At 67.9% G+C, this 19,254-nt stretch carries 14 protein-coding genes; 10 read left to right on the plus strand and 4 right to left on the minus strand.

The genetic code is table 11. The annotated features are described in order from the left end of the window. The first annotated feature begins 5 nt into the window (after positions 1–5). Genes M6444_RS14650 through M6444_RS14660 form a run of 3 tightly spaced genes read left to right on the plus strand, consistent with a single transcriptional unit; the run spans position 6 to position 3,128 of the window. Positions 6–1,310, plus strand: a complete 1,305-nt coding sequence (locus tag M6444_RS14650; protein ID WP_298328805.1) for an extracellular solute-binding protein — start codon at positions 6–8, stop codon at positions 1,308–1,310. A 4-nt stretch (positions 1,311–1,314) separates the two neighbouring features. Further along, positions 1,315–2,271 (plus strand): sugar ABC transporter permease, encoded by a 957-nt coding sequence (locus M6444_RS14655; RefSeq protein ID WP_298328807.1) that lies wholly within the window; start codon positions 1,315–1,317, stop codon positions 2,269–2,271. 17 nt (positions 2,272–2,288) lie between these two features. Continuing rightward, positions 2,289–3,128 carry a carbohydrate ABC transporter permease gene (locus M6444_RS14660; RefSeq protein WP_298328810.1) on the plus strand — a complete coding sequence of 280 codons (840 nt, stop codon included), beginning with the start codon at positions 2,289–2,291 and terminating at the stop codon, positions 3,126–3,128. Here the strand turns inward: M6444_RS14660 and glgB are convergent. The 3 genes from glgB to treS are packed head-to-tail and all read right to left on the minus strand — an operon-like array spanning position 3,121 to position 8,151. Next, entirely contained in the window at positions 3,121–5,007 is a 1,887-nt protein-coding gene (glgB, locus tag M6444_RS14665; protein WP_298328812.1) for a 1,4-alpha-glucan branching protein GlgB, read from the minus strand. The two genes, M6444_RS14660 and glgB, sit on opposite strands and share 8 nt — an antisense overlap. Before the next feature lie 31 nt (positions 5,008–5,038). Beyond that, positions 5,039–6,442, minus strand: coding sequence for a hypothetical protein (locus tag M6444_RS14670; protein WP_298328814.1), 1,404 nt, complete (start codon positions 6,440–6,442; stop codon positions 5,039–5,041). Then, positions 6,439–8,151, minus strand: a complete 1,713-nt coding sequence (gene treS, locus M6444_RS14675; RefSeq protein ID WP_363326381.1) for a maltose alpha-D-glucosyltransferase — start codon at positions 8,149–8,151, stop codon at positions 6,439–6,441. Before treS ends, M6444_RS14670 begins: the two co-directional genes overlap by 4 nt. Before the next feature lie 522 nt (positions 8,152–8,673). Between treS and glgP the strand changes: the two genes are divergently transcribed. Next, positions 8,674–11,220: an alpha-glucan family phosphorylase gene (gene glgP / locus M6444_RS14680; protein WP_298328820.1), complete on the plus strand. Its 2,547-nt coding sequence runs from the start codon at positions 8,674–8,676 to the stop codon at positions 11,218–11,220. A gap of 126 nt (positions 11,221–11,346) precedes the next feature. Further along, positions 11,347–12,411, plus strand: coding sequence for a hypothetical protein (locus tag M6444_RS14685; protein ID WP_298328823.1), 1,065 nt, complete (start codon positions 11,347–11,349; stop codon positions 12,409–12,411). 13 nt (positions 12,412–12,424) lie between these two features. Here the strand turns inward: M6444_RS14685 and glgX are convergent, their stop codons facing one another. Then, positions 12,425–14,575: a glycogen debranching protein GlgX gene (glgX, locus tag M6444_RS14690; RefSeq protein WP_298328825.1), complete on the minus strand. Its 2,151-nt coding sequence runs from the start codon at positions 14,573–14,575 to the stop codon at positions 12,425–12,427. A gap of 89 nt (positions 14,576–14,664) precedes the next feature. Between glgX and M6444_RS14695 the strand changes: the two genes are divergently transcribed. From M6444_RS14695 to M6444_RS14715, 5 genes are all read left to right on the plus strand, one after another. Further along, complete coding sequence (locus M6444_RS14695; protein ID WP_298328827.1) at positions 14,665–15,450, plus strand: enoyl-CoA hydratase-related protein; 786 nt, start codon at positions 14,665–14,667, stop codon at positions 15,448–15,450. After that, on the plus strand, positions 15,428–16,387 hold the full coding sequence (locus tag M6444_RS14700) for a class I SAM-dependent methyltransferase (RefSeq protein ID WP_298328830.1): 960 nt from the start codon (positions 15,428–15,430) through the stop codon (positions 16,385–16,387). The genes M6444_RS14695 and M6444_RS14700 overlap by 23 nt, the downstream gene beginning before the upstream one ends. Positions 16,388–16,409: 22 nt before the next feature. Further along, positions 16,410–17,042, plus strand: coding sequence for an acyltransferase (locus tag M6444_RS14705; RefSeq protein WP_298328833.1), 633 nt, complete (start codon positions 16,410–16,412; stop codon positions 17,040–17,042). A 179-nt stretch (positions 17,043–17,221) separates the two neighbouring features. Continuing rightward, entirely contained in the window at positions 17,222–17,506 is a 285-nt protein-coding gene (locus M6444_RS14710; RefSeq protein ID WP_298328836.1) for an LPXTG cell wall anchor domain-containing protein, read from the plus strand. A gap of 508 nt (positions 17,507–18,014) precedes the next feature. Further along, positions 18,015–19,254: choice-of-anchor G family protein (locus M6444_RS14715; protein WP_298328838.1), on the plus strand; the 1,240-nt coding region annotated here is incomplete at its 3' end.

The raw sequence follows: 19,254 nt of genomic DNA on the forward strand, positions 1-19,254 counted from the left end.
CAGCGATGTTTGGTACACACAACGCCCTGAGCCGGCGACGGTTCCTGACGGCGAGCGCCGGCTTGGGCGCTGCGGCCCTGATCGGCGGATGCAGCAACGACACCGCCGCCGACGCCGGGGCCGACGGCGAAGTCGGCGGTGAGCTCACGGTGTGGACGTGGGCGGATCTGTTCGAAGAGACGTTCAAGATCTTCGAGGAGAAGAACCCCGGCACCACCGTGAACGTCGAGATCTTCGCCGGCGACGAATACGCCACCAAGCTGCTCAGTTCGCTGAGCGCCGGTGCCGGTCCCGACGTCGCGATGATCGAGATCACGAACGTGGCGAACTTCAAGGGCAAGCCCGGGTTCGTTGACCTGGCCGCCGAGCCCTACGACGCGGGGCAGTTCGCCGATCAGTACGCCGACTTCGGCTGGGGCTACGTCCTCGACGACGAAGGCAAGGTCTTCGCCCTGCCCAAGAACACCGGACCGGCGGGCATGTTCTACCGCCGCGACATCTTCGAAGAGGTCGGCCTGCCCACGGAGCCGGACCAGGTCAACGAGGCCTTCAAGACGTGGGACGACTTCCTGGCCGAAGGCGCGAAGGTCGCCATTCCCGACGAGCGCTGGCTCGTCGACACACCGATGGCCATCGTCCAGGCGATCATCGGGCAGGGCGGGCTGTCGTACTTCAATGAGGCCGGCGAGCCGCAGCTGAACACCCCCGAGATGGCCGAGGCGGTCGAGTATGCCAAGCGGGCGCACGACGCCGGACTCATCTCGCCGTTCGAGATCTGGAGCCAGGAGTGGGGCGCGACCGTGCAGAACGGCACGGTGGCCGCATACCTGATCGGCAACTGGTTCGGTGGGAACGTCAAGAACCTGTACGGCCCGGACACCGCAGGTCTGTGGGGCGTGACCTTCCCGCCGGCCTCCGGCGGCACGTCGGCGTTCAACAGCGGCGGTGACTTCATCGGCATCCTCGAGACGAGCCAGAACAAGGCCACAGCGTGGGAGTTCATCAAGTTCGTCACTCAAGACACCGACAGCCTGCGCCCCATGTATCAGGAGATCGACCTCTACCCGGCGTGGCAGCCGGCGCTGGAGGAGGACTGGATGAACCAGCCCGACGACTTCTACGCCGGCCAGAACGTCAACGAGGTGTTCGCCGCCGTGTCGGAGGAGATGAAGCCGCCGATCACGAACGAGAACGACGTCGACGCCCGTGACACCCTGACCGACGCCGTCAACGAGGTCCTGCGCAAGGGCACCGACATCCAGAGCGCGCTCGATGCGGTGCAGGAGCGGGTCGCCGGCCGGGCCGGCTGAGGCGATGAGCACTCAACACAGCATCGTCGAGGCGCCGGCGCGCAGCGAGCCGCAGCCTGGCAACCAGCCGCGCCTGACTCGCTGGGCCCGGATGCGCCAGAATGGCGCCTTCTACACCAGCGTGTCGCCGTTCTTCCTGCTCTTCGCGATCTTCGGTGCGTTCCCCATCGTCGCGTCGTTGCTCGTGAGCTTCGTGAAGTGGGACGGGCTGAGCGACCCGGAATTCGTGGGGCTGCAGAACTACGCCATCCTGTTCGAAGACCCGGTCTTTCGCACCGCGATCTGGAACACCGTCTACATCTGGGTGGGCTCCACCCTGCTCACCATGACGGTCGCCTTCGGGCTGGCGTATCTGATCAGCGAGTACGTGCTGGTGGGCAGAGGCTTCTTCCGGGTCGTCTTCCTGTTCCCGTTGCTGGTGGCACCGGCGGTCACCGGCATCATCGCCAGCGTCATGTTCTCCTCACACAGCGGCATCGTGAACGCCTTCTTGAGCTTCGTCTCGGGGGAGCGGGTCATCTTCGACTGGACCGACTCACCGGTGTGGATCAAGCCGTTGATCATCCTGCTGCTCACGTGGCGGTGGACCGGGTGGCACCTGATCATCTTCATGGCCGGGCTGCAGGCGGTGCCACGCGAGCTCTACAGCGCCGCGCGGGTGGACGGAGCCGGCGAGTGGCAGGTGTTCTTCCGCATCACGCTGCCGTTGATGATCCCGTTCATCCTGTACAGCGCGATCTCGTCGACGGTGGGCGCCTTCCAGCTGTTCGACGAGCCGTACGTGCTCACCAACGGCACGTACGGCACCGGGAACTCCGCCCAGGTGCTGGGGACGTATCTCTACCAGTCGGCGTTCCAGGACTTCCGGTTCGGGCTGGCGTCGGCGACGTCGTACGTCATCTTCGCGCTGATTCTCGTGTTCTCCGCCATCAACATCAGGACGCTGCGCCGTCAGGTCTGAAGGGAGTGAGGTGAGAAATGAATGACGTCGGACGGCGACTGCCGCGGGTGGTCATGACGATCGCTGTCGCGCTGACCACCGTGGTGTACGTCTTCCCGCTCTACTGGATGGCGGTCCTGGCCACGCAGTCCAACAGCGAGGTCTTCAAGTTCCCGCCGCCGTTGGTGCCGGGGGCGTTCGTGGCGGACAACTTCGACCGCCTGCAACAGGCTCTGGACATCTTCCGGGTCGTCGGCAACAGCGTCTACGTGGCGGTGTTCAACACCGTGGTGGTGTTGCTGGTCAGTTCGCTGGCCGGGTACGGGTTCTCGCGGTTCCGCAACGCGCCCGGGCACCGGTTCCTGTACGGATCGGTCCTGCTCACGATCTTCATCCCACCCGCGGCCGGACTGATTCCGTGGTTCGTGGAGATGCGATGGCTGGGCTGGATCGACACCTACTGGCCGCTGATCCTCACCAGCGCGGCCAGCGGCTTCGCCGTGTTCTGGATGCGGCAGGTGATCGACGCGACCATCCCGGTGGATCTCTACGACGCCGGGCGGATCGACGGCGCCGGTGACCTGTGGATCTACTGGCGCATCGTGCTCCCGCTCATCCGGCCCGGGCTGGCCGCCCTCGCCGTGTGGACGTTCATGATGAACTGGAGCAGCTTCCTGATGCCGTTGATCATCCTGAACGACTCCGACAAGTTCACGCTCCCGCTCGCGCTGAACCACCTCAACTCCTCGGTGGGCGGCGGCTCGGACGTCTCCGCGGTGATGCTCGGAACCACCATCGGGGTGCTGCCGGTGTTCATCGCCTTCGCCCTGGCCACCAAGCATTTCGTCAGCGGGCTGACCGCCGGCACCGTCAAGTAGCGCCGGGCGGGTCTGGACGGAGCCAGAGGGCGCCCAGCGGCGGTAGCCGCAGCGTCGCCGAGGCCGGTCGGCCGTGCCACGGCGTCGCGGTCGCCTCGATTCGGCCGAGGTTGCCGACCCCGGAGCCGCCGTATACCTCGGCGTCGGTGTTGATGACCTCGGCCCACGGCCCCGTCGAAGGCAGGCCCAGCCGGTAGTTCTCGTGCGGGAGCGCGGAGAAGTTGGCGACGCAGGCCAGGGTCTGCCCGGTGTCGTCATGGCGGAGGAACGAGAACACGTTGCCGGTGGCGTCGTTGGCGTCGATCCACTCGAATCCCGCAGGATCGGAATCCAGCCGCCACAACGCCGGAGTCAGGCGGTAGGACCGGTTCAGGTCGGCGACCAAGTGCTGCAGGCCAGCCCGGTCGGGCTGTTCGAGCAGCGGCCAGTCGAGCTCGCGAGATTCGGCCCACTCGCGTTCCTGGCCGAATTCACCACCCATGAACAGCAGTTGCTTGCCCGGGTGTGCCCACATGAACGCGAAGAACGCGCGCAGGGTCGCGGCCTTGCGCCACGCGTCACCGGGCATCTTGGTCCACAGCGACCCCTTGCCGTGCACGACCTCGTCGTGCGACAGCGGCAGCACGAAGTTCTCGCTGAACGCGTACATCATCGAGAACGTCATCTGGTGATGGTGGTACTGCCGGTAGATGGGATCGTTCGCCAGGTACGTGAGTGAGTCGTGCATCCAGCCCATGTTCCACTTCAGGCCGAAGCCGAGCCCACCGAGATGGGTGGGCTTGGTGACTCCGGGCCAGGAGGTGGATTCCTCGGCGATGGTGACGATGCCGGGGACGCTGCGGTAGGCGGTCGCGTTGGCCTCTTGCAGGAACGCGATGGCGTCGAGGTTCTCGCGGCCGCCGTGCGCGTTCGGCAGCCAGGAGCCTTCGTCGCGCGAGTAGTCGAGGTAGAGCATCGAGGCGACGGCGTCGAAGCGCAGCCCGTCGACGTGATACTCGTCCAGCCAGAACAACGCGTTGGCGACCAGGAAATTGCGCACCTCCGGACGGCCGTAGTCGAACACGTAGGTGCCCCAGTCGGGGTGCTCGCCGCGGCGCGGATCAGGGTGCTCGTACTGCGGCGTGCCGTCGAAGCGGGCCAGGGCCCAGTCGTCGCGGGGGAAATGCGCCGGCACCCAGTCCAAGATGACCCCGACACCGGCTCGATGCAGCGTGTCGACGAAGAACTTGAAGTCGTCCGGCGAGCCGAACCGTGCCGTCGGGGCGTAGTAGGAGGTGACCTGGTACCCCCAGGAGCCGCCGAACGGGTGCTCGGCCACCGGCAACAGCTCGACATGGGTGAACCCCAGCCGCGTGACGTAGTCGGCCAACTCCACCGCGAGCTCGCGATAGCCCAGCCCGCGCCGCCACGAGCCCAGATGCACCTCGTAGATCGACATCGGCTCGGCATGCGCCGGCCGGGCCGAGCGGTACTCGAGCCAGTCGGCGTCGGTCCACTCGTACGACGAGCGATGCACGATCGACGCCTGGGCCGGGGGAACCTCGGTCCGGAACGCCATCGGGTCGGCCTTGTCGCGCCACACCCCGTCGGCGCCGTGGACCATGAACTTGTACAGCTCACCCTCACCGACGCCCTCGACGAACGTTCCCCACACGCCGCCGCCCAGCGGCGTCAACGCTCGGCCGTCGCCGTCCCAGCCGTTGAACGTGCCGCGCACCCGGACGTCGCGCGCCTTCGGCGCCCACACGGTGAACGTCGTGCCCGCCGCGCCGTCGACGATGCCCGGATGGGCGCCGAGGACGTCCCACAGCCGCTCGTGCCGGCCTTCACCGATGAGATGAAGGTCGACCTCGCCCAGCAGCTGGCGCGCATCGATCATCCGTCGAGCGTAGTGCCTGTGCAGGCGTGGCTCAGGTGGACTCGGCCAGTCGCTCGATCGCGGCCAGCGGGATGGGCAGCCAACTGGGGCGGTAGCGCGCCTCGTACATGGCCTCGTGGACGGCCTGATCGGTCTCGTAGGCGCGCAGCAGATCGGCATCAGCGCGTGGGTCGGTCTGCGAAGCGGCGGCGTAACCGGCGCAGAAGGCTTCGCCGTTGCGCTGGGCCCACTCACCGGCCCGGTAGGCGATCTGGTCGTGCGTGGGGTCCTCGGGCGGATGGTCGGTGACCAGCAGGTGCTGCGCGGCGTAGTCGAACGAGCGCATCATGTGCGCGATGTCGCGCAGCGGTGAGTACAGCGCGCGGCGCTCGTCGGCCGGGACACCCGCATCGCCCTCGAAGTCGATGAGCTTCCAGCCCAGCACGGTCCGCAGTGCCTGGCCGAGGTGCAGACTGCCATGGATGCGCTGGACCGCGACCGGCCCGGTGTTCTCGCGCAGGACGTCGTAGTGCTTGCGTAGCTCGGCGGCGAACGGCTCGAGCTCGGGGACGACGCCCAGGGCGGTGTCGAGGCGCTGATTCATGGCCTCGGCGGTGCCGGCAAGGCCGTCGGCGCCGAGCGTGCCGGTGGGCAGGACCTCGGCCATCGTCTCGTGCACCCGCGCGGTGGCCATGCCGAGCCGGTAGGCCTCGGCGGCGAAGTCGCCACCCACCTCGTCGGCGTGCAGGTCGCCCTCGGCGTACAAGTCACGCACGCTCGCCGTGGCCAGCGCCCACCCGTCGGAGGCGGTGGTGAGAAACTCGCGGACCATCGCCAGGCTGGCCTCTTCGACGCGCCCGGTCGAATCCGTCCAGGACCCGTCGATCCACCCGAACAGCGGCGCCACCAGATCGCAGCCGGCGTCGGTCAGCGCTCGGTGGATTTCGACGTCCGGATTCAGCCCCGGGACCACGTGGCGGAAGACCTTCAGCAATGCCGTGTCACCGTAGGCGAGGTTGGCATTGCGGTGCTCGCCGGAGAGCATCAGCGACGGCTCGTCGACGGGCAGCTCGACGTCGTCACCGACGTGGAAGTGCAGGGCGGGCCGGTAGCGGTCGGGATCGTGGAAGCACCGCAGCAAGATCGCCGTGGCGTCCTTGTCGTGCAGCGCGTCGTACACGTGCCCGGCATCGACGTGACCGACGTGGACGTGGTCGAGCCGGTCGACCGGCCACCGGCGAATCGACAGCGGCACCTGGTAGATGTCGCTCCCCGTCGGCTGGGTGGCCTCGATCAGCACGTGCCACAACCGCAAGTCGTCGCCGTCGGCGAGCAGGGTGGCCGAAGCCACCCGGACCTGCAAGCCGGCGGACGTGTCGCCGGCGAACCAGTACTGCCGGGGCAGCCAGCCGGGCAGCAGCTCCACTGCTGCACGGAGATCGTCGTCGCTCGTCACGGCATCGACTCCTGTGGCAGATGCGCCAGCCGGAACCAGTAGAACCCGTGCGAGCCGACGGTCAGCAGGTACGGCAGCTCACCGATCGGTGGGAACCGCACACTGCCCAGCAACTCGATGGGCTGCATGCCCTCATAACGCCGCAGATCGAGCTCCACCGGCTGGGGGAAGCGCGACAGGTTGTTGACGCACAGGACGATGTCGTCGCCGAAGGACCGGATGTAGCTGAGCACCGTCGGGTTGGAACCGCCCAGGTCGATGAAGTCGCCCAGGCCGAAGGCCGGATTCTGCTTGCGGACCTCGATCATCCGCTGGGTCCAGTGCAGCAACGACGACTTGTTCGCCATCTGGCTCTCGACGTTGGTGACCTGGTAGCCGTACACCGCGTCCATGATGACCGGCAGGTTCAGCCGACCCGGGTCGGCCGTGGAGAACCCGGAGTTGCGATCCGGCGTCCACTGCATCGGCGTGCGCACGGCGTCGCGGTCGCCCAGCCAGATGTTGTCGCCCATGCCGATCTCGTCGCCGTAGTAGAGCACCGGTGAACCCGGCAACGACAGCAACAGCGCGTTGAACAGCTTGATCTGGTTCATGTCGTTCTCGAGCAGGGGCGCCAGCCGCCGGCGGATGCCCAGATTGGCCTTCATCCGCGGGTCCTTGGCGTACTCGGACCACATGTAGTCGCGTTCCTCGTCGGTGACCATCTCGAGGGTCAGCTCGTCGTGGTTACGCAGGAAGATGCCCCACTGACAGCCGGAGGGGATGCTCGGTGTCTGCGCCATGATCTCGCTGATGGGGTAGCGCGACTCCCGGCGCACCGCCATGAAGATGCGCGGCATCACCGGGAAGTGGAAGGCCATGTGGCACTCGTCGCCACCGACGTCGGGGTCACCGAAGTACTCCACGACCTCGCTCGGCCACTGGTTGGCCTCGCACAGCAGCACGGTGTCGGGGTACTCGTCGTCCATGACCTTGCGGACCTTCTTCAAGAAGGCGTGGGTCTCGGGCAGGCTCTCGCCGTTGGTGCCCTCCTTCTCGTACAGGTAGGTCACCGCGTCGAGGCGGAACCCGTCGACACCGAGGTCGAGCCAGAACCGCACGACGTCGAGCATCGCCTCGTGCACCGCCGGGTTCTCGTAGTTCAGGTCCGGCTGGTGACTGAAGAAGCGGTGCCAGAAGTACTGCTTGCGCACCGGGTCGAAGGTCCAGTTCGACGACTCGGTGTCGCTGAAGATGATGCGCACGTCCGGGTAGCCGGTGTCGTCGTCGGCCCAGACGTAGAAGTCGCCGAACTCACCGTCGGGGTCTTCGCGGGAAGCCTGGAACCACGGATGCATGTCGCTGGTGTGGTTCATGACGAGGTCGGTCATGACCCGCATGCCACGCCGGTGCGCTTCGTCGACGAACGTGGAGAAGTCCTCGAGCGTGCCGAACTCGGGCGCGACGTCCTTGTAGTTGGCGACGTCGTAGCCGCCGTCGCGCTGCGGAGACGGGAAGAACGGCGGTAGCCACACGCAGTCGACACCCAGCCAGTGCAAGTAGTCGAGCTTCTGGGTGAGGCCACGCAGGTCGCCGGTGCCGTCGCCGTCGGAGTCCTTGAACGAGCGGACCAGCACCTCGTAGAACACCGCGCGCTTGAACCACTCCGGGTCGGTGCCGCGCGCAGGAATGATCGACCCGGGCTGGGCCGGAGCCGGGACCGCGGGCATTTCAGTCATGGCCGACACCATTCGATGGTAGGCGCCTGCCGGGCGAGGCCGGGCTCGGCGCGGGCGAGTCGATGAACACAGTCGCCTCTCGTGACGGACGTGGACGATCGGCCGCTGCTGGGCGCTGACGCATCGTGCACGCAGGCAGCAGCGGATACGGCAAGTGAGAGATCATCTGAATTTGCGAAGTATGTGGGAAGCGAAGGTGACGCAGACGTTTTCGGGGCGGGGTGTGCCCGGCGAACAGTATTCATCCGAGACCGCCGTAAGGCCAACCCCTTCGGCCACCTTCGTGATCATCTTTTCTGCCGTGCACGACGCCACGAGTCACACTGCGTGACAACGGCGTCACGCCCGCACTGCTGAAACGCATCAGTACGTGTGTGCGCTGGGCGTTTCGTCCCTGTTGGGGTGGCGGTCACCCGGCGGTCGGTGACGGTGGGAAAGCGTGATGCGAGATGCGTCACACGCCGGTCTCGGCATCGGATCGGCTGCTCGGCCACGACCGGATACCGTGAGCGAGTGCGAGCCATCCGACGCCTCCTGGTCCGGACCGTGCTTCCCGAGCCGCTGGAACCGCTCGGTGAGCTGATCACCAACCTGCGCTGGTCCTGGCATCAGCCGACGCAAGAGCTGTTCGCGAGCATCGACCCGCGCGGCTGGGACGACGTCGGCCACGACCCGGTCCGGCTGTTGGGCGAGGTATCGCCGGAGCGGCTCACCGAGCTGGCCAGCGACCAGGCCTTCCTCGGGCGGGTCCGGGCTGCTCACGAGGACCTGCAGCAGTACCTGGCCGAGCCGCGTTGGTATCAGGACGCCGACGGCGAGGCGCCGGCCGGCATCGCCTACTTCTCGCCGGAGTACGGCCTGACCCACGTCCTGCCCCAGTACTCCGGCGGGCTCGGCATCCTGGCCGGCGACCACCTCAAAGCCGCCAGCGATCTCGGCGTGCCGATCATCGGCGTCGGGCTGCTCTACCGGCACGGCTACTTCGTCCAGTCGCTGTCGCGCGAGGGCTGGCAGCAGGAGCGGTACCCCGTCGTCGATCCCGACAGCCTGCCGCTGACCCGGCTGCGCGAACCCGACGGCACGGCCGTGCGGATCGACATCGCGCTGCCCGGCCATCGCAGCCTCGGGGCCGCGGTCTGGGTCGCGCAGGTCGGGCGGGTGCCACTGCTGATGCTGGACTCCTACATCGAGGAGAACGCCCCGGACGTCCGCGACGTCACCGACCGGCTGTACGGCGGCAGCGGCGAACACCGGCTGCGGCAAGAGCTGCTCCTGGGCATCGGCGGCGTGCGCGCGATCCGTGCCTACTGCCGCATCACCGGCACCCCGGCGCCGGAGGTGTTCCACACCAACGAGGGTCACGCGGGCTTCCTGGGTCTCGAACGCATCAGAGAGTTCGTCGACGACCATGGCCTGAGCTTCGAAGCTGCGCTGGAGTGCACCCGCGCGGGGACGGTGTTCACGACCCATACGCCGGTGCCGGCCGGTATCGACCGGTTCCCGCGCGAGCTGCTCGAGGAGTACTTCGGTGCCGATGCCGCCGGCTCGAGTCTCCCGGTGGACCAGGTGCTGGCGCTGGGCGCCGAAGACTACGAGGGCGGCGATCCGCACGTGTTCAACATGGCGGTCATGGGGCTGCGCTTGGCGCAACGCTCCAACGGCGTCAGCACGTTGCACGGTGACGTCAGCCGGACGATGTTCGCCGGGCTGTGGCCGTCGTTCGACGAACACGAACTACCCATCGGATCCGTCACCAACGGCGTGCACGCGCCCACGTGGGTGGCGCCGGAGGTGTTCGAGCTGGAGGAGCGTGCCATCTCCTACGGCGGGTGGCACGCCTCGGCGACGACGGTGACCGACGCCGACATCTGGGCGGTGAAGCGGCTGTTGCGCGAGCGGCTGGTCACCGAGGCGCGGGAGCGGCTACGCGCTTCGTGGCGCACGCGGGGCGCCGGTGACGCCGAGCTCGGCTGGATCGACGACGCCCTCGATCCCGACGTGCTGACCATCGGCTTCGCGCGCCGCGTGCCGTCGTACAAGCGGCTCACTCTGATGCTGCGCGACCGCGACCGGCTGAAATCCCTGCTGCTCGACCCCGAGCGTCCGGTGCAGATCGTCATCGCCGGCAAGGCGCACCCGGCCGACGACGGCGGTAAGCGACTGATCCAGCAGATGGTCGAGTTCACCGACGACCCGGAAGTGCGCCACCGGATCGTGTTCCTGCCCGACTACGGCATCGCCATGGCGCGCACCCTCTACCCGGGCTGCGACGTATGGCTCAACAACCCGCTGCGCCCCTACGAGGCGTGCGGGACCTCGGGCATGAAAGCGGCGCTCAACGGCGCGCTCAACCTCTCCATCCGCGACGGTTGGTGGGACGAGTGGTTCGACGGGTCCAACGGGTGGGAGATCCCGTCGGCCGAGGGCATCGCCGACCCGGACCACCGTGACGACCTCGAAGCGGCGGCGCTGTACGACCTGATCGAGAACGAGGTCACGCCGCGCTACTACGACGTCGACGGCGAGGGCATCCCGCGTGGCTGGGTGGACCTGCTGCGCCACACCCTGACCATGCTGGGGCCGAAAGTTCAGGCCACCCGCATGGTGCGTGAGTACGTCGAGAATCTGTACAAGCCCGCGGCGTCGTCCGGGCGCCGGCTCAACGCCGACTTCGCCGGCGCGATGAGCCTGGCCGAGTGGAAACGCCGCGTCCAGCAGGCGTGGCCCGGCGTGGCCGTCCGGCACGTCGAGAGCACCACCGCCGACACCGTCGAGCGGGGGCAGACGCTGCGACTGCGGGCCTTCGTGTCCCTGGGCGAGTTGACCCCGGACGACGTGGACGTCCAGATCGTGCACGGGCCTGTGGACGAGAACGACGTGCTGCGCGAACCCCACGTCACCCGGATGACCCCGGGCGAACCCGGCCCCGACGGCATGCACTTCGACGGCACCGTCGAGCTGGACCGCGCCGGCGCGTTCGGCTACACCGTCCGCGTCGTTCCCCGGCATGAGCTCCTCAGCGCCCAAGCGGAGATGGGCCTGGCCGCCCTACCCGAATAGCTGCCCAACCCGAGTGATGGTTGGTTGGTTTTGGGGGCTATGACGCCCAAAATCAACCAACCATGAGTTGTCCACAGATCCTGTTTCGCCCTTTCGCGCGCGAAGGTGGGCGCCGAAGATCGGCTGATGGCCTTGGAGCGGGCGAGCCGGCTGGCGCGAGTGCAAGACGGAATGATCACGCGGAAGCAGGCTCTCGCGGCCGGGATGACCACTGACGCCGTCAAACACGCGATCCGGCCGGGCGGGCCGTGGACGCCGGTGCTCACCGGTGTGTATGCGACATTCACTGGGCACCTCAGTGACCTGCAGCGATTGCGCGCCGCGGTGTTGTACGCCGGTGCCGACGCGATGGTGACCGGCGCGTGGGGGTGCTGGATGGTCGGGTTGAAGTACGGGCCCACCGCTGGCGACGACGTGGACGTGCTGCTCACCCACGGGTCGGGGTGCCGATCAGCCGGTTTCGTCCGCGTGGTTCGCACAAACCGCGCGCCCGCGGTGCAATGGTGGATCGACGACACACGACTGGCCGACCTGCGGGCGGGCGGCCCGCCATTGGACGTTGTCCTCGACTCGCTGGCGCCGTGGTCCAGGCCGGGCATCATCCCGATGGCACCGACGGCTCGAGCCGTGGTCGACACACTCGTCCGAGCGGAGCGATTGCCACCGGAGTGGCGCCCGTCCTGTTCCAGCCCGATGGGGTGCCCGGACTGCGGGGCACATCGAGTCATGGCCTTGCGCAACACGCGGGCGCTGATGTGCGAGGTCGTTCAGCGCCGGATCGTTTCGCTCACCTCATTGCGTGAGCACGTGCGGGCCGCTCCGCGTCGTGGCGGCGCTCTGATGCGGGAGGCGATGGCCGACATCGACGCCGGGTGCCGGTCGGCGCCGGAATGCGAGCTGCGCGATCTGATCCGCCGTAGCACGGTGCTGCCGGAACCCCGGTGGAATCAACGGCTCCCCGGCGCTCGGGGCATCGTGCCGGACGCGTGCTGGCCCGAAGCGCGGCTCGTCGTCGAGGTCGATTCGCGTAGCTGGCACGGGTTCGGCGATGCGCCCCAGCGCACCGAAGAACGCCGCGCCACGTACGCCGCTCTGGGCTGGCGCGTGCTGCCGGTGGCACCGGCTCGAATCCGGGGCGACGCGGCGAACGTTCTGCGCGAGATCGAGGCGGCCTACCTCGTGGCAGGTTGATACGTGGGCGGCGTCAGTCGAGCGCGCGCAGGAGCAGGGTGCTGCGCCCGAGCATCGTGACGGTCTCGCCGTGGGTGACCTGCTTGCCGGGGGCGTGCCGGTCGGCGGTGTCGAGGACGACCTCGTAGGCGCTTGGCCACATGCCGGTCGGCAACGTGATGCCGGCGTCGTCGGCGCCTGCGTGCAGCCAGAGCAGGAACGAGTCGTCGACGATCGGCTCGCCGTGCGGCCCGCGCGAGCGGATGCCGTGACCGTTGAGGAACATGCCCAAGGTCTGGCGTGAGTCGTCGTGCCAGTCGGCGTCGGTCATCTCGGCGCCGGAGGGGGCGAACCACGCGATGTCCTTGCGGCCGCCATCGACCAGGGGGACACCTTCGAAGAAGCGGCGCTGGCGCACCACGGGATGCTCGGCGCGCAGGCGCAGCAGCCGGCGTACGTACTCCAACAGGTCGGCGCAGGACTCCCGCAGCGACCAGTCCAGCCAGGTGGTCTCGTCGTCGAGGCAGTAGGCATTGTTGTTGCCGTGCTGCGTGCGGCACATCTCGTCACCGGCGGTGATCATGGGGACGCCCGTGGACAGCAACAACGTGGCCATGAAGTTGCGGATCTGCCGCTTGCGCAGCTCGGCGACGGCCGGGTCGTCGTCACCGGCGGCACCTTCCAGGCCATGGTTCCAGGACCGGTTGTCGTCGGTGCCGTCGCGGTTGTCTTCACCGTTGGCCTCGTTGTGCTTGTGATCGTAGGAGACCAGGTCGCGCATGGTGAAGCCGTCGTGCGCGGTGACGAAATTGATCGACGAGTACGGCCGGCGGCCGTCGTCGGCGTACAGGTCCGACGACCCGGACAACCGGTAGGCCAGATCGTGGACCCCGCCGGACATCCCTCGCCAGAAGTCGCGCACGGTGTTGCGGTAGCGGTCGTTCCACTCGGTCCACAGGTGCGGGAACTCGCCCACCTGATAACCGCCCGGCCCGACGTCCCACGGCTCGGCGATCAGCTTCGCCTCGCGCAGCATGGGGTCCTGATTGATGACCGTCATGAACGATCCGAGCATGTCGACGTCGTGCATCGAGCGAGCCAGGGCCGAGGCGAGGTCGAAGCGGAAACCGTCGACGTGCATCTCGCCCACCCAGTACCGCAGCGAGTCCATGACCAGGCCCAGTACGGCAGGGTGTGCCACCCGGAAGGTGTTACCGGTGCCGGTGTAGTCGGCGTAGCTCGACGGGTCGTCAGGGTCGAGGTGGTAGTAGGCGTCGTTGGCGATGCCGCGATAGGCCAGGGTGGGCCCGCCCTCGCCCTGCTCGGCGGTGTGGTTGTAGACGACGTCGATGATGACTTCGAGGCCGGCCTCGTGCAGGGCCCGGACCATCGACTTGAACTCGGATACCTGCTCACCTCGGGTGCCGGTGGCGGCGTAGGCGTTGTGCGGGGCGAAGAAGGCCAGGGAATTGTAGCCCCAGTAGTTGACCAGGCCGCGGTGCTGGAGGTCGGGCTCGCTGACGAACTGGTGCACCGGCATCAGCTCGACGGTGGTGACGCCGAGCCGGGTGAGGTGCTCGATGGCGGCGGGGTGAGCCAATCCGGCATACGTGCCACGTAGTTCGTCGGGGATGTCGGGATGGCGCTTGGTGAATCCGCGCACGTGCGCCTCGTAGAGCACGGTCTCGGCCCACGGCACGCGAGGCGCGGTGTCGCCGCCCCAGTCGAACCCGGTGTCGTCGACGACCACGGACTTGGGGACGTACGGGGCGGAGTCGCGGTCGTCGCGCACGCTGGGATCACCGCCGGCCTCCAGCGACGGCCGAAGGTGGCCGAACACGGCCGGGTGCGCCACGAGGTCACCATCGACGGCGCGAGCGTAGGGGTCGACCAGCAGTTTGGCCGGGTTGAACCGCAACCCGGCCGCGGGATCCCACGGCCCGTGGACGCGGAAGCCGTAACGGGTACCCGGCCGCACGCCAGGCACCCGGCCGTGCCACACGTCGAAGGTCCGGTTGATCAAGGTGTGTCGTGTCTCGGTCTCACCATCGCCGTCGCCGTCGAACAGGCACACTTCGACGCGTTCGGCGTCCGGCGCCCACAGCGCGAAATTGGTCGACTCGGCGCCGTAGGTGGCCCCGAGCGGGGTCCAGTGCCCGGGCCAGGGAACAGTCGACTCGCTCACCCGGGGCATTGTGTCCTACTCCACCGACACCGTGGCCGGCCACCCGGCTAAGGTGACGGCAGCGTCGCAGATCCGAGATGGGGGCGAAGGTGTTCGAACATCCACATATCCGGCTCGACGTCGAGGAACGCGTCGCGACGATCAGGCTCGACCGCCCGCCCATGAACGCCTTGGACGCGCAGATGCAAGACGGCCTGCTCGCTGCGGCGAACGAGGTGAGTGAGCGTGCCGACGTGCGGGCCGTGGTGGTCTACGGCGGCGACAAGGTGTTCGCGGCGGGCGCCGACGTCAAAGAGATGGCGCAGTGGTCCTACACCGACATGGTCGACCGCTCGACAGCGTTGCAGGCCGCGTTCACTGCGGTGGCCCGCATCCCCAAGCCCACCGTCGCCGCGATCTCCGGGTACGCCTTGGGCGGTGGATGTGAGCTCGCACTGGCCTGTGACATACGCATCGCGGCGGACAACGCCACGCTCGGCCAGCCCGAGATCCTGCTCGGCGTCATTCCCGGCGCCGGGGGCACCCAGCGCCTGTCCCGGTTGGTCGGGCCGTCGCGGGCGAAGGAGCTGATCTTCACCGGACGGTTCGTCCCGGCCGACGAGGCGCTGTCCATCGGTCTGGTCGACCGCACCGTCCTGCCCGACGACGTGTATCCGGCCGCCCGGGACTGGGCGGCGAAGTTCGCCGACGGCCCGGCCTACGCGCTGCGCGCGGCCAAGGAGTGCATCGACCGCGGCCTCGAGGTCGACCTCGACACCGGCCTGGCGATCGAGCGGCAGCACTTCGCCAGTCTGTTCGCCACCGCCGATCGCACCACCGGGATGACGTCGTTCGTCGAGAACGGTCCCGGTCATGCCCGGTTCGAGGGGCGCTGAGCTGGTGAGCGACGACGACATCGAACGGGCGTGGCACGACACCAAGCTCGCCCAGGTGCTCTACCACGACTGGGAGGCCGACACCTACGACGACAAGTGGTCGATCTCGTTCGACGAGCGGTGCGTGACGTACGCGCGTGACCGGTTCACCGCCGTGGCCGGCGAGCCCGGCCTGCCCTACGGGCGGGCGCTCGAGGTGGGGGCGGGGACCGGCTTCTTCTCGCTGAACCTCCGGCTCGGCGGTGTCCTCGACGAGATCTGCGTCACCGACCTGTCGCCCGGCATGGTCGAAGCCGCCCAGCGCAACGCCCGCCAGCTCGGGTTCGAGGTCGAGGGACGGGTCGCCGACGCCGAGGAGCTGCCGTACGACGACGCCACGTTCGACATCGTCGTCGGCCATGCGGTCATCCACCACATCCCCGACGTCGAACTCGCCTTCCGCGAGATGCTGCGCGTCCTGCGCCCTGGCGGCCGGGTGGTGATCTGCGGGGAGCCCACGCGCTACGGCGACCGCATCGCGCGGGCGCTGTCTCGTGCGACGTGGTGGGCGGCGACGCGGGTGACCCATCTGCCGCCGTTGGAGAAGCGCTGGGCCCGCCCGCGCGAAGAGCTCGACGAGTCGTCGCGTGCGGCCGCGCTGGAGGCCGTGGTCGACCTGCACACGTTCGACCCGGGCGAGCTGGCGGCGACCGCGCGGCGTGCCGGGCTGAGCGAGGTCGAGACGGTGACCGAGGAGCTGACGGCTGCGTGGTTCGGCTGGCCGGTGCGAACGCTGGAGCACGCGTTGAACCCGGACCGGCTGGGCTGGCGGTGGGCGAGTTTCGCCTATCAGAGCTGGTTGCGGCTGTGCGCCGTCGACCGGGTGCTCGACCACGTGGTGCCGGACGAGCTGTTCTACAACGTCTCGATCACCGGGCTGCGCCCGGCGGCGTCGTAGCCCGGGACCGGCTGGGGCTGTTGTGCGGGGCAGGTTCCGACGGCGGCGCGATCCGCGCCAGGCGCGCTACCTGACGCCGGCCAGCCTGGGCTGGGTGCTGCGGCACCGGGCGTGGACCCCGTGGTACCTCGTTCGGTACGCGCGGCTGCTGCGGTTGCGGCTGCTGCACCCCGAGGTCGTGACCGAGGGCATGGTGTTCCTGGGACGTGGGGTGACCGTGCGCGGACGTCCGGGGTACGGGCGCGTCGTGCTCGGCCGCTGGGTCCACGTCGGCGACCACACCCGGCTGATGGCCCATGAGGGAACGCTTCGCGTCGGTGACAAGGTGGTGTTGGGCTGCCACGACACGGTGACGTGCTATCTGAACGTCGAGATCGGTGCTGCGACCCTGGTGGCCGACGGCGTGTACGTGACGGATTTCGATCATCGCTTCGCCGATCTCGACATCCCGATCAAGGACCAGGGCATCGTCACCTCGCCAGTACGCATCGGACCTGACTGCTGGTTGGGAACGAAGGTCAGTGTGTTGCGCGGCGCCGAGGTCGGGCACGGATGTGTGCTGGCGGCGCACGCCGTGGTTCGAGGCGTGATTCCGGATCTCGCGGTGGCCGGGGGAGTGCCGGCCAAGGTCGTGAAGTACCGCACCGATGTCTGAGGCGGTGACCACGACCCGGGTAATAGTTGTCAACGTTCCTGACTGAATGTCACCGACCGACGTGACAAGCCTTGGCGGCTGGTCGGTTTGGCGATATCGTCGAATCTTCATTGCGTGTTCCGGGTGGTCGCTGCTTGTGAAGTGTGACCGGCACTTTCGGGCCAGGGTGAGGAGCGGGCATGGCAGACACGAAGTTCTTGCGTCGGTGGCGAGTTCCGGTATGGGTGCTCGGATTCGCGCTGGTGCCGATTCTCGCCTTCGGCATGTGGCTGAGCCTTCCTGCTACGGCCGACGAATCGACTGTAGGTAGTGGCGAGTACGGCGCTGACCAGCGTCATCAGGATGTTCTGGCGGATACCGGCGCGGCGCAGAACCAGTTGCTGATCCTGGGGGCGGCCATGGTGCTCGCCGGTGGGATCGCCGCGTACGCCGTGAACCGTCACCGCGACGCCGGACATCACTGAGTGGTTCACCGCGGGCGGGGTCGGTGAACCCGTCGTCACCAACCTCCCCCGAACGGCTGATTCGCGAATCGGCCACATGACTTCTGAGCTGCGACGAAGGTGCCAAGTGCGGTCTGGGGTGAGCGGGGACGACAGCCAGCCGAAGATAACGATTCGATCACATGGACCTACCCGAGCGTTTAGACCATTGGGCAGCATGCGGCCCGATATGGCCGATCGATTTGTCCGTTTCGCCCGGTCTGTTGGTCACGAAGTATGACGACATGTCCGCTCTCACCCGTTTGGGCGGTATGACCGGCTATCGCCCAGCTCGACCCAAACGGGAGATTAGGCCGATTAGACGGTTTAAGCACCGCGCGCACCCAATGGGCGGTCGGTGGTGTGGAAGTCAAATTCGCCAAGTACGAGACACACCTTCTGGTCGGTTGTAAGTTCATGATCACGCTCCGTGGGCCAGGGCATATCTGAGGGCCACGGAGGAGCCCGCCAAATGCCAAGAGGAGAAGGCATGCCTGCAACACCTTTTATTGGTCGGCGCCGAGCTGCGCGTACGCTGCTCGTGGCCGGCTTCGCCCCGGTAGTCGCGTTGGGTGGCATGGTGTCGCCTGCCGCGGCGGCCGACGGCGATGAATCGCGCTCTGGAGCGCGGTTCCTCGACGGCGAGATCTTCGGCACCGATCTCGACGAGATCGCCGAACTCGCCGGTGTCGACGTGGAGAACCTCGGTGACCCGGAGCCGGTGACCGAGGCCAACCCGGTCGACGTCACGGTGCTCGACTCGATCAACCTCGACATCCCCGGAGGGGTCCAGCTCCCCCTGAGCGACATCGTCGAGCTGGGTGCGGTCAACCAGTGGGCGACCGCCGAAGAGGGCGCTTCGTCGCACGCCGCGACCGGAGCGGTCGCCGACAACGGCGGCATCGGCACTGGCGTCGAAGAAGGTTTCCCCGGCGACGCCACGTTCCACCTGTCCGACCTGATCGGTGACGAGCTCACCGATCTCATCGCCGACGTCGACCTGCGCTTGGGTGCGGTCTCGTCCGAAGCGCACCTGACGCCGGACGGCACGGACGACTTCGCGGTGGAGCGGGACTACGAGATCGCCGGCGGCGAGCTCATCCTCACCGTCCCGCTGCTCGAGGGCCTTGGTGGAGGCCTCGGAGCGCAGGGGTTGACGCCGTCGCAGCAGGCGGCGATGACCAAGGCGGAGGCCAACGGGATCGACGTCGACCTGAAGAACGGCACCATCAGGATCAACCTCGACGAGGTGTTCGAGGACCTGAACAGCCTGCCGCCGAACACCGAGCTCATCGGGCCCGAGCTGTTCGACGTGCTGGGTGGCATCCTGACCGGTCTGCTCGGCGACCAGCTGGGCGGCGGTCTGGGCGACCTGCTCGACAAGCTGGGTGTCAAGGACCTCACCGACGGCCTGGGCGAGGCGCTGTCGTCGCTGCTGTCGATCAAGGTCAACGTGCAGCCTGACCAGGCCGAGTCCGGCGCCGCAGTGCCTGCTGCCGCCGTGTCCGAGGAGTACAGCGTGGCCGCCACGAAGGTGACCGTGCTCCCCGAGGTCGAAGACGGCGTGTCCGTCACGCTCGCTGAGTCGCACGTCGGCCCGAACACGCTGGCCGACGAGGGCGAGGAGACCGAGGTCGACGGCACTGAGGTCGACGGGACCGAGGTCGACGGGACCGAGGTCGACGGGACCGAGGTCGACGGGACCGAGGTCGACGGGACCGAGGTCGACG

This window comes from Haloactinopolyspora sp. (assembly GCF_027324685.1).
Taxonomy (GTDB): Bacteria; Actinomycetota; Actinomycetes; order Jiangellales; family Jiangellaceae; genus Haloactinopolyspora.